Origin of the sequence: Sphingomonas parapaucimobilis NBRC 15100, from assembly GCF_000787715.1 — a bacterium.
GTDB classification, from domain to species: Bacteria; Pseudomonadota; Alphaproteobacteria; order Sphingomonadales; family Sphingomonadaceae; genus Sphingomonas; species Sphingomonas parapaucimobilis.
In genome coordinates, this window is sequence record NZ_BBPI01000060.1 from 82700 (window position 1) to 107912 (window position 25213).

A 25213-nucleotide genomic window follows, 5' to 3' on the forward strand; every position below is an offset into this window, starting at 1 on the left:
GGCTGGCCACGTCGCCGGTTAGGCCCGCCATCCCGGCCGCGACCAGCAGCACGAGGATCAGCGGGTTCGTCAGCCGGTGCGCGACATCGGCCAGGTCGCGACTGGGCCGATCGCCGATCGCATTGGCCCCTTCGGCCCGCAATCGCGCGGCGGCCTGCGCGTCGGTCAGCCCCGTCGGGCTTGCCCTCAGGCTCGTCAGCAACTCCTCGGGGCTGCTCGTCCAGAAACGCGCTGGCGCGCGCGGCGTCAGCACGGGGTCATCGCGCCCAGCAGTGCGGCGATCCCGACACGGGCGAAGGTCGCGAAGGAATCGGCGACGCCGTACGGGATGTAGAGCATGTCGCGATGGACCAGGCCGCCGCAGCTATAGACGCTGTTGGGCACGAAGCCCGCCCAATGATCGCTGTCCGCCGCGATCATTGGGAAGGACAGACGGCCGAGCAACCGCGTCGGATTGGCGCGATCGAGCAGGCAGGCGCCGATCGCATAGGATCGCATCGGGCCGACGCCATGGGTCAAGACCAGCCACCCCTCGGGCAGTTCGATCGGCGAACCGCAATTGCCCAGCTGGATCGCCTCCCACGGATAGGCCGGGGCAACGATGCGGATTCCCCCGTCCCATCGGCGAAGATCGTCCGAGGTCATCAGCCAGAGCGTCTCATGGTCCGGCCGCCCCAAGGCCGCGTAGAATTTTAAGATGCGACGCGGGAAGAGCGCCATGCCCTTGGTCGCCGCATAGGGGCCTTCGATCGGGTACAGGTCGAAGGTCCGGAAATCCCGGGTCGTCAGGATCTCCTGGCGTATCCCCTCGGTACCGACGCCGGTCAGCGTGCCCAGATAGCGGCGATCCATGCCATCCTGGAAGGTGGTCATCCGCAGGTCCTCGATGCCGTGGCGATGCGCGCGGCTGGCGGGAAACAGCACGACGCCGGACAGGTCCTCGCCCGCCGCGCAGTCCAGGCGCAGGCCCTCGCCGTCGCGCGTGGTCACCGCCGCGTCGATCGGACTGGAGCCGGGGGGATCGACGAGGATATCGCCGCCCGGACCGATGGATCCGGTGCGGAAGATGACCGAGGAGACATGGCCTTCGCCCACCGCGCGCAGCGACAGGATGAAGCGCAGCGTGTCCGCCGCCATGCCCGTCTGATCGGGATGGGCGATCATGCAGGGGTTGAACAGCGCCGCCGCCTCGAAGGCATATTCCTCCGTGAAGCATGCGCCGATCAGCCGTCGCCGATCGACACCCAGGCCGGTCAGCCCGGGATGGTCGGCGGCGATCTGGTCGAACCGGCGATCCAGCACCGCCTCGGCATCGTTGTGCCGGGCGATGACGGGGCGCAGAAGATCGGCACAGGTCGCGACGACCATCGCCTCGGGCATGGCCTGAACGCGGTCGATCACCGCGTCGCGATGCTCGCGGGCGGCATGGCCGACGAGCGGGGTGTCGGCGGGCATGAACGGGCGCAGGACCGTGCGGCCCGGATCGGGGCGCAGCATGACCCGGAGATTCTCGACGGTCAGGGACACCAGCGCCACTCCGTGACCTCGGGCATGTCCTCGCCATGGTCCAGGATGTAGCGGGCATGGCGGTCGAGCGCCTGGGTCATATGGTGCCGCGCCGCTTCGGTCCGTCCGGCGTGCCCCGGCAGCAGGTCGATCATGGCAATGGCCAGGCTATAGCGGTCCAGGCGATTGCGCACGACCATGTCGAACGGCGTCGTGGTCGTCCCTTCCTCCGTATAGCCCCGCACATGGATGTTGGCATGGCCGGTGCGCGGATAGACCAGCCGGTGGATCAGGTGCGGATAGCCGTGAAAGGCGAACAGGATCGGCCTGTCGGTCGTGAACAGCGCGTCGAAGGCGCCGTCGGACAGGCCGTGCGGATGGGCGCGGGGCGATTGCAACACCATGAGGTCGACGATGTTGACGACGCGCACCACGACATCCGGGCAGTGGCTTCGCAGCAGGTCGGTCGCGGCCAGCGCCTCCAGCGTCGGCACGTCGCCACAACAGGCGAGCACGATGTCCGGCGTCCTGCCGTCATTCTCGTTGCCCGCCCAGGGCCAGATCGCGGCCCCGGCCCGGCAATGCGCCTCCGCCGCGTCGGCATCCAGCCATTGCGGCATCGGGGCCTTGCCCGCGACGACGACGTTGATCCGGTCCCAGGTCTCGAAACAATGGCTCATCACCCGCAACAGGCAGTTGGCATCCGGGGGCAGGTAGACGCGAACCACATCGGCCTTCTTGTTGGCGACATGGTCGATGAAACCGGGGTCCTGATGGCTGAAGCCGTTATGATCCTGTTGCCAGACATGGCTCGACAGCAGGATGTTCAGCGACGCGATCGGATGCCGCCACGGCAGGCCGCGCGCGACCTTCAGCCATTTGGCATGCTGGTTGATCATCGAATCGACGATCGGGGCAAAGCCTTCGTAACAGGCGAACAGGCCATGGCGCCCGGTCAGGACATAGCCCTCCAGCCACCCTTCGCAGCAATGTTCGGACAGCATCTCCACCACCCGGCCGCCGGGCGCGAGATGCTCGTCATAGGGCATCGTCGCTTCCATCCAGGCGCGGGGCGTCACGTCCAGCACCGCCTCCAGTCGGTTGGAGACGGTTTCGTCGGGGCCGAACAGGCGGAAATTGCGCGTTGCCTCGCTGCGTCGCATGATCTCGGCCAGCCAATGGCCCAGCGCCCGCGTCGCCTCGCCGCGTACCGCGCCGGGGGCGGGCACCGCCAGCGCATGGTCGCGCCAGTCGGGAAGGGGCAGCGGCGTGCCGGACCGACCATCGGCATGAGGGCTGACCGACAGCGGCTCGGGCGGGGCAAGCGCGGTCAGGAGCGGGATCGGGCGCCCCTCGGCGTCGAAGAGTTCGTCGGGGCGATAGCTGCGCAGCCACGCCTCGAGCTGGGCGCGGTGCGCATCGTCCTGGCGAGCATTGGCGATCGGCACCTGATGGGCGCGCCAGAAATCCTCGACGCGTAGCCCGTCGACCTGACGCGGGCCGGTCCAGCCCTTCGGCGTGCGCAACAGGATGATCGGCCAGTCGGGCGGATGGGCGAAGCGGATTCCTTCCGCCCGCGCCTGATGCTGGATATGGTCGATATGGGCAAAGGCGGTGTTCAGCGCCGCCATCATCAGCCAGTGCATCGCGCGCGGCTGATCGCCCGACACCATGATCGGCCGGTATCCCAGTCCCCGGAAAAAGGACTCGACCTGCGCATCGGACATGCGCCCCAATATGGTCGGGTTGGCGATCTTGTAGCCGTTCAGGTGGAGGATGGGCAGGACCGCGCCGTCGCGCTCGGGATCGAGAAAGGCGATCGAGTGCCATGCGGCGGCCAGCGGCCCGGTTTCCGCCTCGCCGTCGCCCACGACGCAGGCGACGGTCAATTCGGGATTGTCGAACGCCGCGCCGAAGGCGTGGGCCAGCGAATAGCCGAGCTCGCCGCCTTCATGGATCGATCCGGGCGTTTCTGGCCCGGTATGGCTGGGCACGCCGCCGGGAAAGGAAAACCGCCGGAACAGGCGCTGCATCCCGATCGCGTTGCGCGACACTTCGGGGTAGGTGCGCTGGTAACCGCCGTCGAGCCACGCGCAGGCGAGCATCGCGGGACCGCCATGGCCGGGGCCACAGACGAACAGCATCGGCCGCGCATTATGCCGGAGAATGCGGTTGAGATGGGCGTGGATGAAGGTCAGCCCCGGCGTCGTGCCCCAATGGCCCAGCAGGCGCGGCTTGATGTCCTGCGGCAGCAGCGGTCGACGGAGCAACGGATTGTCGAGGAGATAGATTTGCCCGACCGCCAGGTAATTGGCCGCGCGCCACCAGGCGTCGATCGCGTCCAGTTCGCTGTCGATCCGGTCCGGTTCGGGCAGGCGGTACAAGGTCACGCCGCCCCGGCGACCGATGCCCGGCGGCGACGCAGGATCATCGGGAGGATCAGCAGCGCGACGGCCATGGCACCGGCGAACAGCAGGACGACGGCCAGAGCCATGAGGATCGCCCTGAGCAGGATCAAGGCGAATTGGGCGAGGGTGACGAACAGATGTATCATGACGGAAAGACGTCCTGTGATGTCCGTGCATCCTATTGGCCGGTGCCGGGGCGCGGGATGCGGAATGCTACGTAGGGGAGGGCATCACGCGGCGATCCGGCCCGTCACGACGAGCAGGGCGGCGCGTCGGCACTCGACCTGTACCGGGCAGTGCCTGCACAGGGATCTGCGCAAGGCGGGCTGGCTGGCGCAGTGGCGCACGAGGATGGCCATCAGCGCCTTGTGCGCCGCCCGCGCCTCGAATGTCGTTGCACGCTGGGCAAAGCTGCGTTCCTGACGGGCACGCGCGCGGAACCAGTCGATCATCACGGGTCTCCTTCCTCATGGTCCCGTGTGTCTGCCCTGGCGCGGAGGAAGGGTATCGGTGGTTTTCCCGATGGGGAAATCTCAAGGCCGCAACAGGGCGGCTCCGTCGATGCGGCCGTCGCGAACGGCCTGGATGGCGCGATTGGCATCGCCCAGCGGGAAATGCGTGACGCGGGACGTCAGGCCCGAGGCGACAGCCATGGGCAGGAACGACAGGCCGTCCTCGCGGGTCAGGTTGGCGATCGAGCATATCTCGCGCTCGCCCCACAGATCGGCATAGGGAAAGTTCGGAATGTCGCTCATATGGATGCCCGCGCAGATCACCCGGCCTCCCTTGCGGACCGCCTGCAACGCCTTGGGGACCAGCGCCCCATCGGAGGCGAAGATCAGCGCGGCGTCCAGCGCCATGGGCGATGCCGTTTCGGAACTGCCCGCCCAGGCGCAGCCCAGTTCCCGCGCCAGCGCCTGTCGGGCCGTATCGCCGGGCCGCGTGAAGGCGAGAACCCGTCGACCCTGCCCGATGGCGAGCGGCGCGACGAGGTGCCCGGCCGCGCCGAAGCCATATATGCCGATCGGGTCGGCCTGCCCGGCCCGTCGCAAGGCCCGCCAGCCGATCAGCCCGGCGCAGAGCAGGGGCGCGGCCTCGGCCTTGGCGAGGGCGGGCGGCAACGGCAGGCAATAGGCCGCTTCGGCGATGACATGGGTGGCGAAACCACCGTCGCGCGTCGCGCCCGTGAAACCCGGCTGGTCGCAGAGATTTTCGCGTCCGCTCCGGCAATAGGGACAGGTGCCGCAGCTATGCCCCAGCCAGGCTATGCCGACCCAGTCGCCGCACGCCAGCGTGCCGGACGGACCGGGGCCGAGCGCGATCACCCGGCCGACGATCTCGTGGCCCGGGACGATGGGAAAATGGGCGGGGACCTCGCCATCGATGATGTGCAGGTCGGTCCGGCAGATGCCGCACGCGACGACCTGGACCAAGACCTCACCGGCCTTTGGCTGCGGGATAGGACGCTCGACACGCCGGAGCGGTTGCCCCGGCGCATCGAGGACCATCGCGATCATCGTCGCCATGGCCATGGGGTCAGCCCGCGTGGATTTCGATCCGTCGGCCGCGGGCGGATTCTCCCTCACCCTTGGGCACGGTGACCGTCAGCACGCCCTTGTCGAAACGCGCCTCGATCCCATCGTCCCTGGCGTCGAGGGGCAGGGGGACGTGCCGCTCGAAACTGCCATAGCGCCGTTCGCGCAGCAGGAAGCCGTCGTCGCGCCGCTCATCGTCCGACTTCTTCTCGCCCGAGATGACCAGGGCATGGTCGGTCACGGTGACGTTGACGTCCTTTTCGGTCAGGCCGGGCAGTTCCGCCGTCAGGTGATAGGCGCCATCCTTTTCCAGCATGTCGATACGCGGCGAATGGAACGCCGACAGGCTGCCCAGGAAGAAGTCGCGCGAAGGGCGGCCAAGATCCTCGGCCATCCGATCGATCTCGCTGCGCAGCCAGGCGATCGGGCCGGACCGTGCGGGGGAGAGGGCGGCGGAAGGTGCGGTGGGGGTGTCGGGCATCGTCGTCTCCTGTGGAAAGCCGATGGTCGCGATACACCTCCGCCGATAGCGCGATGATTGGGAAATCTACGGATAGGCGCGTTGCCCGGTCTGGAGGATCGGAAGGGACCGCTCGTGGCGCAGCCTGTGCCACCGATCTTGCAGGATCACATCATGGCCGCCAGCACGCTTCGCCCGTTTCTCCGTCCCTCCAGCATCGCCGTGATCGGCGGATCGCAGCGCATCGGATCGGTGGGGCGCGCGCTGCTCGACAATATCCTGGCAGCAGGGTTTCCGGGGCAGGTCGTCGCGGTCAATCCGCATCCCGTCGGAATTTCGGGCGTGACCTGGGTCCAGGGCATTGCCGCCCTGACGTCGCCGCCCGATCTGGCGATCATCGCCTGTCCCGCACATGGTGTCGTCGAGGCGGTCGGCGCGCTCGGTCGGCTGGGCACCCGTGCGGCGGTGATCGTCTCCGGTGGCCTGACCGACGCCACGATGCGTGTCGAACTGCTGGCGGCGGCGCGGGCGCACGGCATGCGGCTGATCGGGCCGAACAGCATCGGCCTGCTCAGCCCCCCGGCACGCCTCGACGCCTATTTCGCCTATGGCACCGCCAAGCCGGGACGGCTGGCCTTTCTGTCGCAGAGCGGCGCACTGGTCGCGGCGATGCTCGACGCCGCCTCCGCGCGGGGGTTCGGCTTTTCCGGAGTCGTATCGATGGGCGACATGGTGGATGTCGATCTGGCCGACCTGATTGATCTTTATGTCGCCGATCCGACGACGGACGCGATCCTGATCCATGTCGAGGGGATCACCTCGGCCGCCCGCTTCCTGTCCGCTGCGCGCGCCGCCACGCTCATCAAGCCGGTCATCGTGCTGAAGGCCGGTCGCGTGCCCGGGGCCAGCCAGGCCGCCTTCTCGCACACCGGCGCGATCACCGGATCGGCGGAAGTGCATAGCAGCGCCTTTCGGCGCAGCGGGATCGTCGAGGTCGGGACGATGGCCGACCTGCTCGACGCCGCCCAGGTGCTGGGCCGTTATCATGCCATGGGGGGCGACCGGATCGCGGTCGTCACCAATGGCGGCGGTGCGGGCGTACTGGCCGCCGATGCGCTGGCCGCGACGGGGCTTTCGCTGGCCACGCTGTCTTCGGAAACCGTCGCCCGGCTCGGCTCCGGGTTGATGTCGGGGGCGCATTTCAATCCGGTCGATATCGGCGGTGATGCCCGGTCTCCGCGTATCGCCTTCGCGGTCGCCGCCGTGCTGGCCGATCCCGGCGTCGATGCCCTGATCGTAGCGCATTGCCCCACGGCGGTCGAACGGGCCGAGGTGATGGCGCAGGCCGTGGTCCGCGCGGCGCAAGGGGCGACACGGCCCGTCATCGCCTGCTGGCTGGGGCCTGCCGATGCCGCCGCGGCGAGGCCGGTCTTCGGCGAGGCGGGCATCCCGCTGTTCGAGACGGTCGAGGATGCGGTGCGGGCGTGCGGTCATCTCCACCGGGCGGCGGCGGGGCGGGCGGCGGCCCTGCGCGCGTCGCCACGTCTCTTCATTCCCGATCGTGACCGCGCCGCGGCGCAGAAGATCATCGCGGCTGCGCGGGCCGAGCAGCGGACCCGCCTGCACGGTTACGAAGCGCGCGCGATCCTGACGGCCTATGGCATACCGGTGGTGGCGGCCCATCGCGCCCTCACGCCCGACGCGGTGGAGCAGGCGTGCGACGGGCTGATCCCGCCCTATGTCGTCAAGATCGACTCGCCCGATCTGCCGCACAAGTCCGATGTCGGCGGCGTCGCGCGTCATTTGCCGTGCGCCGCGGCCGCCCGCGACGCCGCCCTCGCCATGGCGGCGCGTATCGCCCGCGAGCGGCCGGAGGCGCATCTGATCGGCTTCGACGTGGAGCCGATGGAGACGGAGCCGAACGGGATCGAACTGCTGGTCGGCGTGGCCGACGATCCTGTCTTCGGGCCGGTGCTCGCGGTAGGGGCGGGCGGCGCAGCGGTTCAGGTGCTGGACGATCATGCGGTGGAGCTGCCGCCGCTCGACGATCAGCTGGCGCGCGACATGATCGCGCGGACCCGGGTATCCGCGCTGCTCGCCGGATATCGCGACGTTCCGCCCGCCTGCATCGACGGCGTGGTCGCGGTGCTGGAGGCGGTGTCGACGATGGTCGCCGATCTGCCCGACCTGGCCGAGCTGGACATCAATCCCTTGCTGGTCGGGGCAAAGCGCGTGATCGCGCTCGACGTTCGGATGCGGATCACCGCCATGCCCGCGCGCGGCCGCATGGCGATCCGGCCGATGCCGGTCGAATGGGCGGCCGACGTGATAACGCTCGACGGAACCGCGCTGCATGTCCGCCCGGTTCGCGCCGACGACGAGGCGCTGCTGGCCGACCTGTTCCACCACGTATCGCCCGAGGATCTGCGCTTTCGCTTCCTGACCGGGCTGCGCGAGGTCGGGCGGGACCGGCTCGTCGCGATGACCCAGCTGGACTATGCGCGGGCGATGCACTTCCTGGCCTTTGTGGACAGCAGGCTGGTGGCCAGCGCGATGATCGTCGGTGACGCCGATCGCGCCCATGCCGAGGTCGCCCTGTCGGTCGATGCAGGCTTCAAGGGGCGGGGGATCAGCTGGACCCTGATGCAGCACGTCCTCGCCTATGCCCGTGCCGAGGGATATCAGACGATCGAGTCGATCGAAAGCCAGGGCAACCGCGCCGCCCTGTCGCTGGAGAAGGAAATGGGCTTCGCCACCGTTTCGAGTTCGGGGGGCGAGGAAGTGGTGCGTCGCTCGCTCGACGCCTGACCCGGTCAGCACAGCACGCGCCCGCCGCCGCCAGCCCCGGCACCAGCCTGCGCCGGGGGCGCGGGGGTGCCGGACCGGACCAGAACCATGTGCCACCCCTCCATGACGGCCAGATTGGAGAGAATCCGGGGGAGGCGCGCCGCGGTCCGTCCCTCCGGCTCTTCCGGGCGACCGGCCTATTGGTGGCCGGCGGGGCTTCCGATGCGGGATATTGCGTATGCCGCCGTCGTTGCCGGATCGGCATCTTGCGGTCTCGATCCATGAAGGGGGTGACGCGGAGATGCAGGGCGAGATCGGTCAACGGATTAGCCAGTTTCCGATGCTCCATCTGGTGGCGCAGGTCTATCGGCGGTTGAGCATCGCGATGGTGGTCGCCGCATCGGGCGCCGCGCTGGTCGGATATAACGAACGGGTCTGGAATGTCCTCGTCCGCCATACGGATGTCCAGCCATTCGGCTGGTTCGTCATGGTGCTGCCGCTGGCGATGCTTTTCGTCTTCACCCCATCGGCCGAGCGCACGTCATTTGCTGCGGCCCGTCTGATGCTGCTGCTATGGTCGTTCGGCTGGTCGGTCGCGCTGACTGCGGTCGTCCGCCATCTGACCGGTATCGATATTCTGCCGGTCTTTATGGGGGCCGGAGCGGGCTTCGCGCTTGCTGGGCTGGGCGGTAATGCCGGGCAGGGGGCGCCGGACCGGCTGGGGATTTTCGCGACGAGCGGCGTGATCGCGGGGCTCGTCGCTCTGCTCTGGACGGTGATCGAGGGCGTGCCACCGCTGGATATGGTCGTCGGGGTCGGCGGGGCGCTGGCCCTGGCGGCACTGGTGGCGTTCGACATTCCGCGCATCGAGCGTCTGTATGAAGGCGGCATTCTCAACGAAGACGCAAAGGAACGGATGGCGATGGTCGGCGCCCTGATCGTGGCGCTCGACGTGCTGGCCCTGCCATTGTCGGTCTTCCGGTTGCTTGGCCGCCGCCGCTAGGGCTGCTGGCCACCCGTCTCCAGCAGTCGTACCTTGCGGCCGGTTCCCGCTTCCGCCAGCGATTCCCGTACGACGAGCAACGTCGCGCCGGGTTTCAACAGGTCGCGCAGCGCCGCGCGGAATGCGTCGGGAAGATGCGCCTTTGCGCGGTCATCGTCGGACAGCTCGCGTTCCGCCCCGTCCGGTTCGCCGGGCAGTGGCACTCGCAACCAGTGCGCACCCGTCCGGTCGATGCTGTTCAGCAGATAGGCCGCATTGTCGCGGACGGGGGCGGTGAGGGTGATGGTCGCCCGTCCGATCTCTATCCCGTTGCGCAGGACCACGATGCGCCGATCCCGTTCGCTCACCACCAGCGAGACCGGACCGGAGGGCGATCGCGCCGGTTGCCAGGTATAATGCTCGGGCAAGGCGGCGGCGGGGGCCGGGCCTTCCTCCAGCGGTGTGGCGGACGGCAGGATGGTCGGGGCGTCGAGACGGTCCGAGACCATCACGCTGGCGCCGATCCGCGTCACGGAATAGAGCCACCGTGCGAACGCCTTGGGCAGTCTGATGCAGCCATGGCTGGCCGGATAGCCGGGCAGATCGCCACCGTGCAGCGCAACCCCGTCCCAGGTCAGCCGCTGCATGAAGGGCATGGGCGCGGATGCATATTTGCTCGACCGGTGATCGGCATGCTTCTGAAGGATGGTGAACACGCCCGTCGGGGTGCGATGGCCGGGGCGCCCGCTGGAGATGGTGGTGATCGCGATCGGCACGCCGTTGCGATAGACCCATGCGCGCTGTGACGGCAGGCTGATGAAGATCGTGACCGGGCCGTCGGGGATCATCGACGGGGCGATCACGGCGTCACCCGGATTCAGGGGCACGGGTGACCCCGGCGTGATCTGGACCGCACCGATCAGCACCAGCGCGAGCGCCAGGCCCGTTCCGCCCAGGGCCGTAGCCCGCCACCCGCCCCGGACCATGGCGCTGTTCAATGGGCGAGGAACACGGGCACCGGGCTCTTGTTCAGCATCGTCCGGGTCACGCCGCCGAACAGCGCCTCGATAAAGCGGGCATGGCCGAAGCCACCCATGACGAGATAGCCGAAGCCGCCCCGGCCCAGTGCCTCGATCAGGCGTTCCCCGGCCTCGCCGTGACGGCAGGTGCTGCGTTCGACAAGCGTCGGGATGCCGTGTCGGGAAAGATAGCTGGCGGCCTCTTCGGCCGGGGCGGCGATCAACCCGTCCTGCAGTTCGACCAGGACCACATGCCTGGTCTTCTGGAGCAGCGGTACGGCCGCGCGCATCGCGGCGGCGGCGCAGATCGATCCATCCCAGGCGATCATCGCCGCATCCAGCGACAGCCGCTGGCACGAGGCGGGAACCGCCAGAACCGGCTTGCCCGACTGGACGACCAACTCGCTCGCGGTGCGGCGCATGTCGATCGTGGCGGGATCCTCCAGCCGTCGATTGACGATGATCAGGTCCGCCAGCGTGGCGGCCTGGCGCAACGTCTGCGCAGCGTCGCCGGTGACGTCGACCCAGTTCCAGCTGACATCCTCATGCTCCAGCCTGCTCTTCATCCGCGCGCGATTGGCCTCCTCGCGCGTCGATTCCTGGGTCAGGAGATCGACCATGACATAGGCGCTTTCATAGATGCCGGACGTCATGGGCGGGATATAGGTCAGGTCCAGGCACGTCAGATGCCCCTCCAGCGCCCGTGTCACGTCCAGGGCCACCTGATAGCGCGCCTCCTGGCCGCTATCATCATGCATGAGCGCAAGAATATTCTTCATGGCTGTGTCTCCGGAAGAATGGAATGTACGGGCTGGGGTAACCGGCCCGAGGACGGTGCGGCATTGCTATGTTTACGGACTTGACGTCACAGGGCGGCCAGCAGCGTCTGCTGCCGCAGCGGCTTTTCCAGGACGCTGTCAAACCCTTGCGCGCGCGCATCGGCTTCGATCGCGGGGGTATGGAAGCCGGTGATCAGGATCGAACGGCCCCGCCAGCCGCGATTGCGCAGGCTGCGCAGGACGTCCAGTCCCGTCCCGTCGGGCAGGTTGAAGTCGGCGATCAGTAGATCGGCGGACTCGACATCCCCGCTCGTCAGCGCCGATGCGGCCCCGGCATAAGACCGCACGTCATAGCCGCGCCAGTGTAGCAGCAGCTGAAGAGAGCGCCGAACGCCCTCATCATCTTCGACCAGTAAAGCGCGGCGTACTGCCGACTCATTCTTGTTGATTGCCATCGTGACGCCACCTCCTCGTTCAAGGCTCTTGTGATGGCGGCCGGACGGCGCAGCGTCTTTACGTGAGATTACTGACATGCGCTGCAAGAGGTTGTTCTCGATCCATGCCCAGCCCTGCCGCGAAGGCGATGCGCAGGGCATCCGACAGGCTGTTGACGGCCAGCTTCGTCATCAGGTTCGCGCGGTGAACCTCGACCGTGCGGGGACTGATACCCAGGTCGAAGGCGATGGTCTTGTTGGGCAGGCCGCGCGCCAAACCGTCCAGCACATGCTGTTCGCGTGGCGTCAGGCCCGCCACCCTGATGCGCGCGTCGCGGGCATTGTCGGACAGCTCGGCCTTGTGGTCCAGGCGGCGAAATCCTGCGTCCAGTGCGGCCAGCAAGACGCTTTTCTGAAACGGTTTCTCGAGGAAGTCGACGGCGCCCGAGCGCATCGCATTCACCGCCGTCGTAATGTCGCCATGCCCGGTCAGGATGATCACGGGCATGGCGATGCCCCGTGCCGCCAGTTCGGATTGCACGGTCAGGCCGTCCATGTGCGGCATCCTGACGTCCAGCAGCACGCATCCGGGTGCCGCGGATCGGACCTGGGAGAGAAAGGCGAGGCCGTTTTCCCAGCTTTCCACCGCATAACCGGCTGTCTTCAACATGAAGGCGATCGACCGACGCATCGCGATTTCATCGTCGACGATATGAACAAGCCGTCTGTCAGCCATGGCTTTCCTCCGGTTCCCCGCTCCAGATCGTAAAGGTGAACACGGTGCCGCCGCCGACATTGGGCTGGGTCCAGATGCGCCCGCCATGCGCCTCGACGATGGTCCGCGAGATGGACAGGCCCAGGCCCAGACCGTCCGACTTGCTGGAATTGAACGCATCGAACAGGCGCCCCATGATGGCGGGCGGGATGCCCGACCCGGTGTCGGCGACCGCGATCGCGATCATATTTCCCTGCTGTCGTGTCGACGCCGTAATGTCGCGTATGTCGCTTTCCGCAATGGCCTCCACGGCATTGCGGAGCAGATTGACCAGAACCTGTTGGATCTGGACGCGATCGGCCAGCACGGTCCGCGCCTTGGCATCGAGGTGCGTGAAGAACCGGACGCCGCGCTCGGCCGTCCCGGACAAAGCCAGTCGGGCCGCCTCGTCGATCATGGCATGCACGTCGTGCAGGGCCTTGTCCGTCTCACCCCGCGCCACGAAATCGCGGAGGCGGCGGACGATCTGTCCGGCCCGGAACGTCTCCTGGGCGGCTTCCTCGACCGCGTCCCGCAGCAGCGATGCGGCGGCTGCGCCGTCCTGATCCAGCAGGTCGCGTCCGGTTTCGAGATAGTTGGCGATCGCCGCCAGCGGCTGGTTCAGTTCGTGCGCCAGGGTGGACGCCATGGTGCCCATCGCGCTGAGCCGCGCCACATGGATCAATTCAGCCTGCAATTCCTTCATGCGCATCTCGGCGAGCTGCTGGACCGTCAGGTCGCGGATGAAGCCGGTGAAGATGTGGTGGATGCCCTCTCCGGCCTCGCCCACCGACAATTCCATCGGGAACTGGGTTCCGTCGCGACGCAGACCGGTGACGATGCGGCCGATCCCGATGATCCGGCGCTCGCCGGTCGCGTGATAGCGGGCGATATAGTCGTCATGCTGGTGGCGATAGGGCGCGGGCATCAGCACCTTGACGTTGCGCCCGATCATTTCCGCCTCGGTATAGCCGAAGAGCCGTTCGGCGGCGGAACTGAAGGACAGGATCATGCCATAGCGATCGATCACGACCATGGCATTGGGCACGGTCGTCAGGATCGAGCGGACATGCAACTCGCTCTGCTGCAACGCCTGGTCGCGTGCATGGCGGTTGGTCACGTCGGCGATGGTCAGGCCGAACCCGATCAAGGCGCCATGATCGTCCCGCAGGGCCACGATCGTGTTGGCGGCCAGAAACTCGGACCCGTCACGCCGGACGCGCCACGCCTCTTGATGCCAGGGCGAGGACCGCGAAGCCTGGTCCAGATCGCGGCGCAATTCCTTGTCGATGTCGCCATTCGGCTCGTAGAGCAGGGCGGCGGATCGGCCGATCAAGGTTTCCACCGGCCACCCCAATGTCGCCGCCACGCTTTGCGAACCGTTCAGGATGATCCCGTTCGTATCCAGCATCAGGATCACGATATCGCGCGACCCCTCGACGAACCGGGCCAGCAGGTCGGCGAGCGTCGGCTCCGTCCATCGATTCATCATGTTTCGCGTCCGACCCGGTTTTCGATCGAATTGATCCGGCCCACCATGGCGACGAAGAAGGCGGTCGACCATCCCAGAAGGATGATACCGCCCGCGCCCTCTATGGCGCCGATCACCCGCCATGGGCGGGCGAGCACCACATCGCCATATCCGATCGTCGTGTAGGTCGCCGTCGAAAAATACAGGGCCGTCTCGAAATCGCCCAGCGCCCCGCAGGCGACATAGAACAGGGCATAGCCCCAGATTTCGGCCCCGTGCAGGATGAACAACCCGATCGCCGCCATCAGGACCGCCCACGCATCGTGCCGCCAGCCCTCGAGCCGCCGTCGCTGCCGGATGATCAGGAGCAGCGCCGACAGCCCCAGCAGATGCAGCAGCATCGACGCCAGCGTCATGGCGGTCGCGACAGCCAGTTGCATGGGGAGGGTCATGGCGTCGGGTTAGGCGGGGCGGGGACATCCGCCTATTAGGGCAATCCCGTAGATCAGGAGCGTTCATACCGTGGATCGTCGACCGCAGGGGGAAGGGCCAGCTTGGCATGAACCTGACGCCGATGCGCCTCGCTCAACAGGGTCGCGCTGATCCGCCGCGCGCATTCGCCGGTGTGGTAAAGACACTCGGCCGCATAGCTGGGCAGCAGCGAGGTGACGATCGAGTCGAAATGCTCATGCTCGCAACCCGCCAGGGAAAAGATCGACTCGATATAGGTGTCGAACGCGGCCTTCAGCCCGTACCACTGCCCCTTCGCGGATAGCCATGGCAGGGTCGCGCCGGAGGTGGTGAAGAGCAGGAGATGCTTGCCCGCCAGCATCTGGTACGGTTCGTCATGGCGAAGGGCGCGCGACCCCAGCCTGGCCCCCAGCACACGATCCACATAGCCGACGATCGCGGCCGGGGGCATGCCGAACCATATGGGAAAGACGAGGACGATGACGCTCGCCTTCTCGACCAGCGCGACTTCGCGCCGGACATCGTCGGACAGGGCGAAGTCCGGGGCGTCGGGGCGTTCATGGGCGCGCAGCAGCGGGTCGAAGCCGGTGGCGTAGAGGTCATGCTCGGTCACGCTCTGGCCATTGGCGCGCACCGCCTCGGCATAGGCATGGGCGATGGCGTGGCTGAATCCGGTGGGGGAGGGGTGACCGATCACCACCAGATGATCGATCGCGGTGGGGCGGGCGTCGAGGGCGGCCATGGGCGCGGCGTCGGACATGATGGATTATCTCCTTCACCCCGAGTCTGATCGCAGCGTGGCGTGTACGCGATACGGTATTTCCCGGATGGGCTAGGTATGATTGCGGATGGCGGCGTCCGGGATGGATTGCGACGACCATGGCCGTCACAGTCGTCGCAAAGGCCCGGCCATGCCCGATCTTCCATCCGTGCCACGTCATCTGGTCATCTGTTCCCATCCGTCGCCCCATGGCTTTGGCCACAAGGTGCTGGACACCTATGTCCGCACGGTCGAGGCGCAGGGGCAGGACGTCATGGTGCGCGATCTCTATGCGATGGGGTTCGATCCGGTCCTCCGTCCCGAGGAGCATCCCAGGGCGGGGCCATGGCTTCCGTCGCCAGACGTAGCGGCGGAATGCGACCTGATCCGGCCGGCGAGCATCGTCGTGCTCATCTATCCCATCTGGTACGGCCTGCCGCCCGCGATGCTCAAAGGCTATGTCGAGCGGGTGCTGGGGGCGGGGCTTTCCTATAGGCAGCTGCACGACCGGATCGGGCAACCGTTCCTGATCGGCAAGTCGCTCTTGTCCTTCAGCACGTCCGCCCTGCCGCTCGCCTGGCTCGACCAGCAGGGACAGCTCTTTGCGCTGCGGGAGATTTTCGACGTCTATCTGTGGCGCGGCTTCGGCATGGCGCGCAGCGAGCATATCATGCTCGACGGCATCATCCCCGGCATGAGCAGCCATGAGGCGGAGGGGCATCTGCGCCAGGTGCGCGAGACGGCGGAGCAGACCTGCGCCAGGCTGGCGGGCTTTCCACCAGCGTCCGTTCCGTTCGAGGCATGATCCGACCGCGCTGCGCCGTGCTGCTGGTCGCGGCGGCGGGATGGGCGCAGGGCGGGTGCGTGCCGACCCTCGCCTATGCGCCGGAGGGCGCGGGCGGATCGGCGGGATATTACGAACAGTATCTGACAGCGAAGCAATATCGGATCGGCTATTCGGCGCCAGCCGACGCACCGACCAAGGAGGTGGAGCGCCTCCTCCTGCGCCGCATAGCCGAATCGACGCTTCTCCACGGCTATTCCCGGTTTTCGCTGGCGGACCGGCGGATCGACCGGAATGTCTATATTCTGTACGGGGCGGACGGCGTGCGCGCGGAGTATCGCGGCGATTTCATACGGTGGCATCGCTATTGGCGTTGGTATTGCCTGGCCCGCCGATGGAAGGGCTGCCATGACGATCCGCTCTGGCCGTCGCCGAAGCCGCCGGTCCGGCGGATGGCCCTGTCGTACGTGGTCACCTTCCATCATCAGGATGAGGCGCGCTGGGATGCGCTCGATGCCGAGTTCGTGCTGGGGCAGCTTGGTCTTCCCGTGCCGCAGGTCGCGCCCTGACCCCATCCGGATCATTACGGATATTCGGTGCCGATGCCGCAGCATATAAGGAGGGCGCTGGAACGGAGCGACGTATTGTTTTGGGTCGAACGCGCAAGCCGAGACCCTGGTCCGATACGACGCGATGATAGGCTGGCAAAGGCTCGCGGCGTCTCCGAAAACATCACCCGCACCGGTGATCGACCACGGAGGCGCCGCAGTTTGTCCGGTGGTGTCTTGTCGCCCGGAACGCGGTAAAGCCCGGCGCAAGAGGCGGTCGTGGCACGGGTTTCCTAAAACCCGCCCTATTCCGCGACTTCCTTCAATGTTTCCTGTCGATCGATCGCGGGAAGATCACCGAAATGCGCCTCGTATAGACCTTGTAGGGCTTCGGGACGGGCCAGCTGCGTGCCCGGCTCGATCAGGGCGGCCGCGCCCGCCGCGACACCGAAGCGCAGGGCGGTGACCAATGTCCAGCCGCGCGTGAGCGCGACGACGACAGCCGCCACCATGGTGTCGCCTGCGCCGACCTTGGTTCGTGCCACGATCGGGATGGCACGGCATCGATCGACGCCTTGCCGGGCTACCACCATGGCACCCCGGTCGCCGAGCGAGACGAGCAGGACTTCGGCGAACCCCTGGTCGATCAGAAGCCTGGCGGCTTGTTCTTCGTCCGCCTCCGACAGGAGCGATCGGCCTGCAAGCTGGGCGAGTTCATCGGCATTGGGCTTCAGCAGGAACGCGTGACAGGTCCGCGCCTGCTGCAATCCCTCGCCCGATGTGTCGAGGACCAGGCGGCAGTCATGTGCCCGACAGAGGTCCGCGATACGCGGCAGCAGGTTGGGGGCCACATCGGCGGGCAGGCTGCCGCTGACCACGACATAGCGCGCCGACGGGGCCAGCCGCGCCAATTCGTCGATGCAGCTCTGCTGATCGACCGCGCGCAGCGGCGGTCCGGGCAGCACGAAGCGATATTGCGCGCCCGAACGACGATCCACGATCGACAGGTTCTCGCGGGTCGCGCCGGCGGTGAGGATCCGCAGGAACGGCGTGCCGGTCGCCGTGACCAGCGCTGCCAGATGGTCGCCGGTCAGGCCGCCCGCCGGGAAGAGCGCCACCACCGCTGCGCCCAGGGCATGGGCCATCCGCGCGACGTTGATCCCGCCGCCGCCGGGATCGTATCGCGGCGGATCGCAGCGCAACTTCTCGTCGGCCAGAATCATCGCGGTCGCCGTGCTGCAATCCAGCGCGGGATTGAAGGTCAGGGTGATGATATCCGGCATGTCACGCCGCCGCCTGAGCGGTCGCTTCGGCTGCGGCCACCGCCCTGAGCGTGGTGACGAAGCTGTCGGGATTGAGCGACAGCGAGTCGATGCCCTGCGCCACGAGGAAGGCGGCGAAATCAGGATGGTCGCTGGGCGCCTGGCCGCAGATGCCGACCGATGCACCGCTGCGATGCGCACGGGCGATGACATCGGCGATGGCCCGCCGCACCGCCGCGTCACGCTCGTCGAACAGCGGCGCGAGCAGGTCGGAATCGCGATCGATACCGAGGATCAACTGGGTGAGGTCGTTGGAGCCGATCGAGAAGCCATCGAAACGGCGCGCGAATTCCTCGGCCAGGATGACGTTCGACGGCACCTCGCACATCATCCAGATGCGAAGCTCGCGCGCACCGCGTCGCAACCCGTGATGCGCCATCTCGGCCAGCACCTTGTCGGCCTCGGCCGGGGTGCGGCAGAAGGGGACCATCACCGCGATATTGGTCAGCCCCATCTCGTCGCGCGCCCGGCGGATCGCCCGGCATTCCAGCGCGAAGGCCTCGCGATAATTGGGGTGATAATAGCGCGAGGCGCCGCGAAAGCCGATCATCGGGTTGTTCTCGACCGGTTCGAAGTCCCGGCCGCCGATCAGATGCGCATATTCGTTGCTCTTGAAATCGCTCAACCGCACGATCGCGGGATGCGGGTGGAAGACGGCGGCGATACGCGCCAGCCCCTCGGCCAGCCGCTCGACGAAAAGTCGGCCGGATCGGAGTATCCCCGCACCATCCTGGCGATATGGGCGCGGTCACGGGGGGACGTGACGGCGTCGGGCCGGACGAGCGCCATCGGATGAATGCGGATCAGGTCGGCGATGATGAACTCCATCCGCGCGAGGCCCACGCCCTGCGCCGGAAGACGCCACCAGCGCATGGCCCCCGACGGATCGGCGAGATTGACCATCAATCGGGTCCGCGTGCCGGGAAGATCGCCCAGCGTCACCTCGTCCCGCACGAAGGGGACGATGCCCGAATAGACCGCACCGCGATCACCCTGCGCGCAGGACAAAGTGATCGCCTCGCCATCATTCAGCCGCGTGGTGCCGTCGCCGGTGCCGACGACGGCGGGCAGCCCCAGTTCGCGCGCGACGATCGCGGCATGGCTGGTCGGGCCGCCATGGTCGGTGACGATGCCCGCCGCGCGCCGCATGGCGGGCATCCAGTCGGGATCGGTGCTGCCGGTGACGAGGATCGCGCCGCGTGGAAAGCGGGCGAGGTCGCGGGGATCGCGGATGATGCAGGCCGCGCCGCTCGCGATTCCCTCGCCCACCGCCGCGCCGGACAGGATCGGGTCCGCAGGCGCGGTCAGCCGCCATGTCGCCATGATCGCGCCGCTCTTGCGCGACTGGACCGTTTCGGGGCGGGCCTGAACCAGGAACAACGCGCCGCTTTCGCCGTCCTTGGCCCATTCCAGGTCCATGGGGCAGCCATAATGTGCCTCGACCGCGCGACCGCCCAGCGCGCGAGTTGCAGGATCTCCGCATCACTCAGCACGAAACAGGCCTGCTCGGCCGGGGGCACGCGCCGGGTGATCGTGCCGCCATGGCGACCATGGATCAGCCGGACCGCCTTTCCGCCCAGCCGCCGGTCGATGATCGCACGGCATCCCGCCTTGGCCAGCGAGGGCTTGAAGACCTGATAGCTGTCGGGGTCGACCTGTCCCTGCACGACCGTCTCGCCCAGGCCCCAGGCGGCGCTGATCGTCACGACGCGTGGGAAACCCGTCTCGGTATCGAGCGTGAAGATGACCCCCGCGCCCGCCAGATCGGAGCGGACCATCGCCTGCACGCCGATCGACAGCGCGACAGCCATATGGTCGAAGCCCTTCGCCTCGCGATAGGCGATGGCGCGCGCGGTGAAGAGCGAGGCATAGCAATGGCGACACGCATCGAGCAGAGCGGCGTCGCCGACGATGTTCAGGAACGTTTCCTGCTGTCCGGCAAAGCTCGCCTCAGGCAGATCCTCGGCTGTCGCGCTGGAGCGGACGGCGACCGCCGCCTGCGCCTTGCCGGTCCGCCTGGACAATTCGGCATAGCCCGTGACGATCGCCTGACACAGCGGCGCGGGAAGGGGCGCCTTCAGGATCAGGCGGCGTATCTGCTGCGCCGCCAGGGCCAGCGGCACGGTGCCGGCGCGGAGCGCGGCAAGGCGCTTGCGGATCGCCGCCTCGATCCCGGCGGCGGCCAGGAAGCTCCTATAAGCCGCAGCCGTCGTCGCGAAGCCATCGGGCACCGCGATCTTGCTGCCCTTCATCGCCCCGATCATTTCGCCGAGTGACGCGTTCTTGCCCCCGACCTGGCCGACATCGCCACGGCGCAGTTCTTCGAACCAGATGATGTCGTGCTTGGTCATGGCCGGATCGCCACCTTCAGCACGCCATCGCGCTGATGGGCGAACAGCTCATAGGCGCTCTCGATCCGGTCGAGCGGGAAATGATGGGTGACCAGCGCGCCGGTGTCGACGCGCCCGCCCGCCACCATGGCCATCAACCGCCGCATCCGCTCCTTGCCGCCGGGACACAAAGTGGTGCGGATCACATGGTCGCCGAGCCCGCCCGCAAAGGCCTGCAGCGGAATCGTCAGATCCTGGGCATAGACGCCCAGCGACGACAGGGTGCCGCCGGGACGCAAGACCTTGAGCGCCCACGCAAAGGTCTCCGCTTTGCCCAGCGCCTCGATCGCGACGTCCACGCCCCGGCCTCCGGTCAGCCGGTCGATGGCCGCCACCGGGTCCTCGCGGGTGAAATTGACGACCTCGTCCGCGCCCATGCGCCGCGACACCGCGACGCGCTGGGGCACCGATTCCACCGCGATGATCCGCGCCGCACCCATCAGGCGCGCGCCCGCCGTCGCGCATAGCCCGATCGGGCCTTGCGCGAATATCGCGACCGTGTCGCCGATGCGGATGCGCCCCGCCTCCGCGCCGCCAAAGCCGGTCGACAGGATATCGGGGCACATCAGGACCTGGTCGTCGGTCAGGCCGTCGGGGATCGGCGCCAGATTGGCCATCGCGTCGGGGACCAGCAGATAATCCGCCTGCGCGCCGTCGATCGTGTTGCCGAAGCGCCAGCCGCCCATCGCCTTCCAGCCATGGGCCGTGCCCGCGCCGCATTGCGCGCCGCAGCCGGACAGGCTGGCATTGTCCCAACCCGCCGGGGTGATGGCATCGGCAATGACCCGCTGGCCCTCGGTAAAGCCGGTGACGGCCGATCCCAGTTTCTCGATGACGCCGACCGGCTCGTGGCCGATGGTCAGCCCGCTGGCGACGGGATATTCGCCCTTCAGGATATGGATGTCGGTGCCGCAGATCGTCGTCGTGGTGATCCGGATCAGCGCATCGCCCGGCCCCGGCTGCGGCACCGGCTTTTCACCCAGGATGATCCGTCCGGGTTCGATGAAGATCGTCGCGCGCATCGTCTCTGGCATGGCCTTCTCCTTCGCCTTCGCCGATCTTCTATTCCCGGCATGCCCGACGTGGCTGTACGGGAAGATACGCAGCGCGGGCGCTCATCGCCCCGCCCGTGGCCAGGCGCGGTTGGTCGCCGGCAACAACAGGACCAGAGCCAGGCCGCCCGCCAGGACGACGAGCCATTGCGACGGGCCTGGGCGGTCGAAGGCCAGGATCGTTCGCAGGTCCGTCATGGTCAGGATCGTCGTCAGGACAAGGGCGATGCCCAGGAGGACGAAACGGAACGCCCGGTTCCCCCGGCGCAGCGTCGGGATCAGGCCATTCCTGCCCGCCCGGTCGGCGACGACCAAGGCCAGGATTCCCGCCACCAGCAGAAGGAACACGGTGACGCGCACCGCTCCGCCGCTCCAGCCGTCATGGGGCAGGGTAATGGCCAGTGTCGCCAGCAGTCCCAGGACGATCCCGCCCTGAAGCAGGCTTCGGACGACCATGTCCCACGATACCAGTCGCATCTCGGGCGAGCGGGGCGGCCTGGTCATCGCGGCCTCGTCACTGGCTTCGGATTCGAACACCAGGGTGCAGACGGGATCGATGATCAACTCGAACAGCGCGATGTGGATCGGGCCGAACAGGATGGGCGTCCCGGTCAGCAACGGCAGCAGCGCCAACCCGGCGATCGGCATATGGACGCTGATGATGAAGGCGATGGCCTTGCGCAGATTGGCATATTCGCGGCGTCCCAGCCGGATGGCCGCGACGATCGCAGGGAAATTGTCATTTAGCAGGACGAGCGCCGCCGCCTCGCGCGCGACATCGGTGCCGCGCTGTCCCATGGCAATGCCGATATGCGCGGCCTTGAGCGCCGGGGCGTCGTTGACGCCGTCGCCGGTCATCGCCACCACCTCTCCGGCGGCCTTCAGCGCCTCGACGATGCGCAGCTTCTGGACCGGCATGATCCGGGCGCAGACCGATGTTTCCCGCAGGCGCGCGACGAGCGCGGCGTCGTCCAGCCGTTCGATCTCGGCACCGGTGACCGGCTCGCCAGCGTCCAGCCCCGCGTCGCGCGCGATCGCCATTGCCGTGCCGGGATGGTCGCCCGTCATCATCACCGTCCGCACGCCGGCTGCGCGACACTCGGCGATGGCGGCAGGCACGTCGGGACGCAGCGGATCGGCCAAGGCGACCAGCCCCTTGAAGCGGAACGGCAATTCGCCCTGCGTTCCCGGCAGGCGTTCGTCCGGCACCTGGGCTTCCGCGATGCCCAGCACCCGCCCACCGCGCGCCGTCATCATCTGCATCGCCGCCTCCATCGCGCTCCGCTCGGCCGGGGCGAGGTCGCACAGCGCCGCGATCGCCTCCGGCGCCCCCTTCGCCGCGACGAGCAGCGTTTGCCCGATCCCGCGAGACCAGACGTTCGACATCGCCAGCAGCTCGGGCGTCAGGGGAAAGCTGTGCCGCAGGGTCCATTGGCCCTGCTCGACGGACAGGGTGGCGGCATCGTCGATCGCGATTTCCATCGGATCCTTGCCGATCGCGGGACTGGCGAGCAGGGCCAGGCTCAGCACCTCGTCGGCATTCTTCGCCCCGGTCGACGGCATGAGCCATTCGCCTGCCGGTCGCCACCATCCGACCAGTTTCATCCGGTTTTCGGTCAGCGTCCCCGTCTTGTCGACGCACAGGATCGTCGCGGCCCCCAAGGCCTCGATCGCCATGGCCTGCCGGGTCAGCACCCCGGCCCGCGCCAGCCGCCAGGCCCCCATCGTCAGGAAAACGGTCAGGACAACCGGAAACTCCTCGGGCAGGAGCGCCATGCCCAGCGCGATGCCCGCCAGCACGGCTTCCAGCCAGCTTCCCCGCAGCAGGCCGAATAGCAGTGTGACCAGGCCGACCATCAGGATGGCGCCGATGGCGGCCACGCGGACGATCCCGTGGATTTCGGTGCGCAATCGCGGTGCCTCGGTGTCGAGTGCGGCGAGCGCCTGTCCGATCCGGCCCATCTGCGTACGCGGTCCGGTCAGGACCACTCGTGCGATCCCGCGCCCGCGCGTGATCAGCGTCCCGGCATAGATCAGCGGCATGTCGTCGCCCCCGGGCGGCGCGGTCACGCTGTCCCCCGGTTGCAGCGTCCGCTTGCGGACGGGCAGCGATTCGCCGGTCAGCAGCGACTCATCGCTCTCCAGCTCGGACGCATTCAGAAGCATGGCGTCGGCGACCACCCGGTCGCCCTGTTCGACGACCAGGATATCCTCGGGCACGACCTCCCATCCGGCGATCCGCCTTGGCGTTCCATCACGCAGGACCATGGCTCGCGGCGCCGCCATGTCGCGCAGGGCCTCCAGTGCGCGTTCGGTTCGCGCCTCCTGCACGATGGTCAGCACGATCGAAAGACAGGCGAAGCAGAGCAGCACCAGCGCCTCGACCGAAGAGCCCAGCATCAGATAGGCGAGGCCGCCGACCAGCAGTAACGAGAGCATCGGTTCGCGCAGCACGTCCAGGATGATGTGCACCATGGTCCGCCGCCGCCCGGACGGCAGCCGGTTCGCGCCATCCCGGGCCAGTCGCCGCGCCGCCTCCTCGCTACTCAGGCCATGGACGGACGGATGGGGGGGCATGTCGGATGGGGGTGTTTCCGTGTGAGGCGATTGGGCTGACACGTCTGTGACCGGCATCCGCAATTCCCTTGTCCGACCGTGATGGAACGGTCAGCATTCCCGGCCCATCCCTTCGCGCCAATGCGTAGATTACCGGAGGCGCTGAGGGTGCGGCCGTCATCCTCCGTATAAGTGCGGATTTTTTGGCCGGGCGATCTGCAAGAAAAGGGCCGCCGGATCGCCGCCGATGCCTGGCGACGCCAATCGAAGGAGGTTCGTCATGAAGAAGAGCGACAGCCAAGTGCAGGAAGACGTCATGGAAGAGCTGGTCTGGGAACCCAGCGTCGACCATGCCGATATCGGCGTTTCGGTTCATGACGGTGTCGTGACCCTGTCCGGCTATGTCAAAAGCTATCCCGAGAAGCAGGCCGCGGAAGCGGCGGCACGCCGGGTGGCGGGAGTCCGCGCGATCGCGGAGGACATCAAGGTCCGGTTCAGTACGCAACCAAAGACCGCCGATCATGAAATCGCCAAGCGCATCGTCGATGTCTTCACCTGGAACGTGCTCGTTCCCGTCAACGATATCTCGGTGAAGGTAGAGCATGGCTGGGTGACGCTGGGCGGTACGGTGCAATGGGCCTATCAGCGCGACGAGGCGCGCAAGGCGGCGGGCCGGATCAACGGCGTCATCGGTGTCACCAACCTGATCTCGGTACGCACCGCCCCCGTGGCGAGCGATGTGCGCGAGCGCATCCTGGCGGCCTTCAAGCGGCAATCGAACCTGTCGGCAGAGGCCATTACCGTCACGACCGAGGGCAATGCCGTGCGGCTCGGCGGAAAGGTCAACCATTGGAGCGAGCGCGGCATCGCGGAGCGCGCCGCCTGGGCCGCGCCGGGCGTGACCGATGTGACGGACGACATCATCGTCGCCATCTGATGCACGATCTCAGGACCGCCCGACACTTTGCGGCCTTACAGACCTGCTCCCCATTTTCAGGCCGCTGATACGCCAGCTGCGATGCTATCAGGCCCGTGGCGGTGGGCGGTTGGTGAACTCGGCGGGTTCCATCCCGCCGAGGCTGCTGTGCGGTCATGTGGTGCCGAAATCGGCCTGCCTGCCTCAAGGCGGTATCGTCGTCAGATAGCGGCGAACCGTACCCCGACTTCGGACCACTTGCCTGGTCAGTGCGTCCAC

At 67.5% G+C, this 25213-nt stretch carries 24 protein-coding genes and 1 pseudogene; 5 read left to right on the forward strand and 20 right to left on the reverse strand.

Going from position 1 to position 25213, the window contains the following annotated elements; translation table 11 throughout:
- Positions 1 to 40: 40 nt before the first annotated feature.
- From SP5_RS19970 to SP5_RS10300, 7 genes and pseudogenes are all read right to left on the reverse strand, one after another.
- A pseudogene (locus SP5_RS19970) lies at positions 41 to 253 on the reverse strand (cation-transporting P-type ATPase); the annotation flags it as partial.
- Positions 247 to 1527: a glycoside hydrolase family 130 protein gene (locus tag SP5_RS10280; RefSeq protein ID WP_245613460.1), complete on the reverse strand. Its 1281-nt coding sequence runs from the start codon at positions 1525 to 1527 to the stop codon at positions 247 to 249. The gene SP5_RS10280 and the pseudogene SP5_RS19970, both read right to left, overlap by 7 nt.
- Positions 1518 to 3896, reverse strand: a complete 2379-nt coding sequence (locus SP5_RS10285) for a phosphoketolase family protein (protein WP_245613461.1) — start codon at positions 3894 to 3896, stop codon at positions 1518 to 1520. The genes SP5_RS10280 and SP5_RS10285 overlap by 10 nt, the downstream gene beginning before the upstream one ends.
- Positions 3893 to 4060 carry a hypothetical protein gene (locus tag SP5_RS19775; protein WP_245613462.1) on the reverse strand — a complete coding sequence of 56 codons (168 nt, stop codon included), beginning with the start codon at positions 4058 to 4060 and terminating at the stop codon, positions 3893 to 3895. The genes SP5_RS10285 and SP5_RS19775 overlap by 4 nt, the downstream gene beginning before the upstream one ends.
- An 84-nt stretch (positions 4061 to 4144) precedes the next feature.
- Complete coding sequence (locus SP5_RS10290) at positions 4145 to 4366, reverse strand: hypothetical protein (protein ID WP_042487917.1); 222 nt, start codon at positions 4364 to 4366, stop codon at positions 4145 to 4147.
- An 81-nt stretch (positions 4367 to 4447) separates the two neighbouring features.
- Positions 4448 to 5440 (reverse strand): zinc-dependent alcohol dehydrogenase family protein, encoded by a 993-nt coding sequence (locus SP5_RS10295; RefSeq protein ID WP_042488046.1) that lies wholly within the window; start codon positions 5438 to 5440, stop codon positions 4448 to 4450.
- Positions 5441 to 5450: 10 nt separating this feature from the next.
- On the reverse strand, positions 5451 to 5930 hold the full coding sequence (locus SP5_RS10300) for an Hsp20/alpha crystallin family protein (RefSeq protein WP_042487920.1): 480 nt from the start codon (positions 5928 to 5930) through the stop codon (positions 5451 to 5453).
- A gap of 153 nt (positions 5931 to 6083) precedes the next feature.
- Between SP5_RS10300 and SP5_RS10305 the strand changes: the two genes are divergently transcribed.
- Positions 6084 to 8717, forward strand: coding sequence for a bifunctional acetate--CoA ligase family protein/GNAT family N-acetyltransferase (locus SP5_RS10305; protein WP_042488048.1), 2634 nt, complete (start codon positions 6084 to 6086; stop codon positions 8715 to 8717).
- 217 nt (positions 8718 to 8934) lie between these two features.
- Entirely contained in the window at positions 8935 to 9699 is a 765-nt protein-coding gene (locus SP5_RS10310; RefSeq protein WP_042487923.1) for a Bax inhibitor-1 family protein, read from the forward strand.
- Here the strand turns inward: SP5_RS10310 and SP5_RS10315 are convergent.
- The 7 genes from SP5_RS10315 to SP5_RS10345 all read right to left on the reverse strand — a co-directional run bounded on the left by SP5_RS10315 (position 9696) and on the right by SP5_RS10345 (position 15366).
- Entirely contained in the window at positions 9696 to 10664 is a 969-nt protein-coding gene (locus tag SP5_RS10315; RefSeq protein ID WP_042487926.1) for a L,D-transpeptidase family protein, read from the reverse strand. The genes SP5_RS10310 and SP5_RS10315 overlap by 4 nt on opposite strands.
- An 8-nt stretch (positions 10665 to 10672) precedes the next feature.
- Complete coding sequence (locus SP5_RS10320) at positions 10673 to 11476, reverse strand: universal stress protein (protein WP_042487928.1); 804 nt, start codon at positions 11474 to 11476, stop codon at positions 10673 to 10675.
- Between the two features lie 86 nt (positions 11477 to 11562).
- Positions 11563 to 11931, reverse strand: a complete 369-nt coding sequence (locus SP5_RS10325; protein WP_042487931.1) for a response regulator — start codon at positions 11929 to 11931, stop codon at positions 11563 to 11565.
- A gap of 58 nt (positions 11932 to 11989) precedes the next feature.
- On the reverse strand, positions 11990 to 12646 hold the full coding sequence (locus tag SP5_RS10330; RefSeq protein WP_042487933.1) for a response regulator transcription factor: 657 nt from the start codon (positions 12644 to 12646) through the stop codon (positions 11990 to 11992).
- Positions 12639 to 14156: a PAS domain-containing sensor histidine kinase gene (locus SP5_RS10335; RefSeq protein ID WP_157013666.1), complete on the reverse strand. Its 1518-nt coding sequence runs from the start codon at positions 14154 to 14156 to the stop codon at positions 12639 to 12641. The genes SP5_RS10330 and SP5_RS10335 overlap by 8 nt, the downstream gene beginning before the upstream one ends.
- A complete protein-coding gene (locus tag SP5_RS10340; protein ID WP_245613463.1) occupies positions 14153 to 14575 on the reverse strand; it encodes a potassium channel family protein in 423 nt (140 codons plus the stop codon). The genes SP5_RS10335 and SP5_RS10340 overlap by 4 nt, the downstream gene beginning before the upstream one ends.
- A 65-nt stretch (positions 14576 to 14640) precedes the next feature.
- The gene (locus SP5_RS10345; RefSeq protein WP_052811493.1) at positions 14641 to 15366 is read right to left on the reverse strand and encodes an NAD(P)H-dependent oxidoreductase; all 726 of its coding nucleotides are present in this window, start codon (positions 15364 to 15366) and stop codon (positions 14641 to 14643) included.
- Positions 15367 to 15535: 169 nt separating this feature from the next.
- On the opposite strand from SP5_RS10345, the gene SP5_RS10350 reads away from it, so the two are divergent.
- The gene (locus SP5_RS10350; RefSeq protein WP_167334699.1) at positions 15536 to 16171 is read left to right on the forward strand and encodes an NAD(P)H-dependent oxidoreductase; all 636 of its coding nucleotides are present in this window, start codon (positions 15536 to 15538) and stop codon (positions 16169 to 16171) included.
- Entirely contained in the window at positions 16168 to 16719 is a 552-nt protein-coding gene (locus SP5_RS18520) for a CC0125/CC1285 family lipoprotein (RefSeq protein WP_052811494.1), read from the forward strand. The genes SP5_RS10350 and SP5_RS18520 overlap by 4 nt, the downstream gene beginning before the upstream one ends.
- A 284-nt stretch (positions 16720 to 17003) precedes the next feature.
- On the opposite strand, the gene SP5_RS10360 is transcribed toward SP5_RS18520, so the two are convergent.
- The 6 genes from SP5_RS10360 to SP5_RS10375 form a co-directional block, all read right to left on the reverse strand.
- Complete coding sequence (locus SP5_RS10360; protein ID WP_042487944.1) at positions 17004 to 17981, reverse strand: 1-phosphofructokinase family hexose kinase; 978 nt, start codon at positions 17979 to 17981, stop codon at positions 17004 to 17006.
- 1 nt (position 17982) lies between these two features.
- On the reverse strand, positions 17983 to 18738 hold the full coding sequence (locus SP5_RS20045) for a putative PEP-binding protein (RefSeq protein ID WP_439645616.1): 756 nt from the start codon (positions 18736 to 18738) through the stop codon (positions 17983 to 17985).
- Entirely contained in the window at positions 18642 to 19439 is a 798-nt protein-coding gene (locus SP5_RS20050) for a PEP-utilizing enzyme (protein ID WP_439645613.1), read from the reverse strand. The genes SP5_RS20045 and SP5_RS20050 overlap by 97 nt, the downstream gene beginning before the upstream one ends.
- Entirely contained in the window at positions 19325 to 20371 is a 1047-nt protein-coding gene (locus SP5_RS20055) for a PEP/pyruvate-binding domain-containing protein (protein WP_439645614.1), read from the reverse strand. Before SP5_RS20055 ends, SP5_RS20050 begins: the two co-directional genes overlap by 115 nt.
- Positions 20368 to 21444: a zinc-binding dehydrogenase gene (locus tag SP5_RS10370; protein WP_042487946.1), complete on the reverse strand. Its 1077-nt coding sequence runs from the start codon at positions 21442 to 21444 to the stop codon at positions 20368 to 20370. Before SP5_RS10370 ends, SP5_RS20055 begins: the two co-directional genes overlap by 4 nt.
- A gap of 81 nt (positions 21445 to 21525) precedes the next feature.
- The gene (locus SP5_RS10375; protein ID WP_439645615.1) at positions 21526 to 24096 is read right to left on the reverse strand and encodes a cation-translocating P-type ATPase; all 2571 of its coding nucleotides are present in this window, start codon (positions 24094 to 24096) and stop codon (positions 21526 to 21528) included.
- A gap of 202 nt (positions 24097 to 24298) precedes the next feature.
- Here SP5_RS10375 and SP5_RS10380 point away from each other — a divergent pair, with 202 nt between their 5' ends.
- Entirely contained in the window at positions 24299 to 24955 is a 657-nt protein-coding gene (locus SP5_RS10380) for a BON domain-containing protein (RefSeq protein ID WP_042487952.1), read from the forward strand.
- Positions 24956 to 25213 lie beyond the last annotated feature (258 nt).

Coding starts and splice junctions, on each gene's coding strand:
- SP5_RS10315 (WP_042487926.1), bottom strand. CDS start 10,664: ATGGTCCGGGGCGGGTGGCGGGCTACGGCCCTGGGCGGAACGGGCCTG.
- SP5_RS20055 (WP_439645614.1), bottom strand. CDS start 20,371: ATGACCAAGCACGACATCATCTGGTTCGAAGAACTGCGCCGTGGCGAT.
- SP5_RS10330 (WP_042487933.1), bottom strand. CDS start 12,646: ATGGCTGACAGACGGCTTGTTCATATCGTCGACGATGAAATCGCGATG.
- SP5_RS18520 (WP_052811494.1), top strand. CDS start 16,168: ATGATCCGACCGCGCTGCGCCGTGCTGCTGGTCGCGGCGGCGGGATGG.
- SP5_RS10290 (WP_042487917.1), bottom strand. CDS start 4,366: ATGATCGACTGGTTCCGCGCGCGTGCCCGTCAGGAACGCAGCTTTGCC.
- SP5_RS10335 (WP_157013666.1), bottom strand. CDS start 14,156: ATGATGAATCGATGGACGGAGCCGACGCTCGCCGACCTGCTGGCCCGG.
- SP5_RS10340 (WP_245613463.1), bottom strand. CDS start 14,575: ATGCAACTGGCTGTCGCGACCGCCATGACGCTGGCGTCGATGCTGCTG.
- SP5_RS10295 (WP_042488046.1), bottom strand. CDS start 5,440: ATGGCGACGATGATCGCGATGGTCCTCGATGCGCCGGGGCAACCGCTC.
- SP5_RS10375 (WP_439645615.1), bottom strand. CDS start 24,096: ATGCCGGTCACAGACGTGTCAGCCCAATCGCCTCACACGGAAACACCC.
- SP5_RS10310 (WP_042487923.1), top strand. CDS start 8,935: ATGCCGCCGTCGTTGCCGGATCGGCATCTTGCGGTCTCGATCCATGAA.
- SP5_RS10300 (WP_042487920.1), bottom strand. CDS start 5,930: ATGCCCGACACCCCCACCGCACCTTCCGCCGCCCTCTCCCCCGCACGG.
- SP5_RS10305 (WP_042488048.1), top strand. CDS start 6,084: ATGGCCGCCAGCACGCTTCGCCCGTTTCTCCGTCCCTCCAGCATCGCC.
- SP5_RS20050 (WP_439645613.1), bottom strand. CDS start 19,439: ATGGACCTGGAATGGGCCAAGGACGGCGAAAGCGGCGCGTTGTTCCTG.
- SP5_RS10325 (WP_042487931.1), bottom strand. CDS start 11,931: ATGGCAATCAACAAGAATGAGTCGGCAGTACGCCGCGCTTTACTGGTC.
- SP5_RS10380 (WP_042487952.1), top strand. CDS start 24,299: ATGAAGAAGAGCGACAGCCAAGTGCAGGAAGACGTCATGGAAGAGCTG.
- SP5_RS10345 (WP_052811493.1), bottom strand. CDS start 15,366: ATGTCCGACGCCGCGCCCATGGCCGCCCTCGACGCCCGCCCCACCGCG.
- SP5_RS10360 (WP_042487944.1), bottom strand. CDS start 17,981: ATGCCGGATATCATCACCCTGACCTTCAATCCCGCGCTGGATTGCAGC.
- SP5_RS10370 (WP_042487946.1), bottom strand. CDS start 21,444: ATGCCAGAGACGATGCGCGCGACGATCTTCATCGAACCCGGACGGATC.
- SP5_RS10320 (WP_042487928.1), bottom strand. CDS start 11,476: ATGAAGAATATTCTTGCGCTCATGCATGATGATAGCGGCCAGGAGGCG.
- SP5_RS19775 (WP_245613462.1), bottom strand. CDS start 4,060: ATGATACATCTGTTCGTCACCCTCGCCCAATTCGCCTTGATCCTGCTC.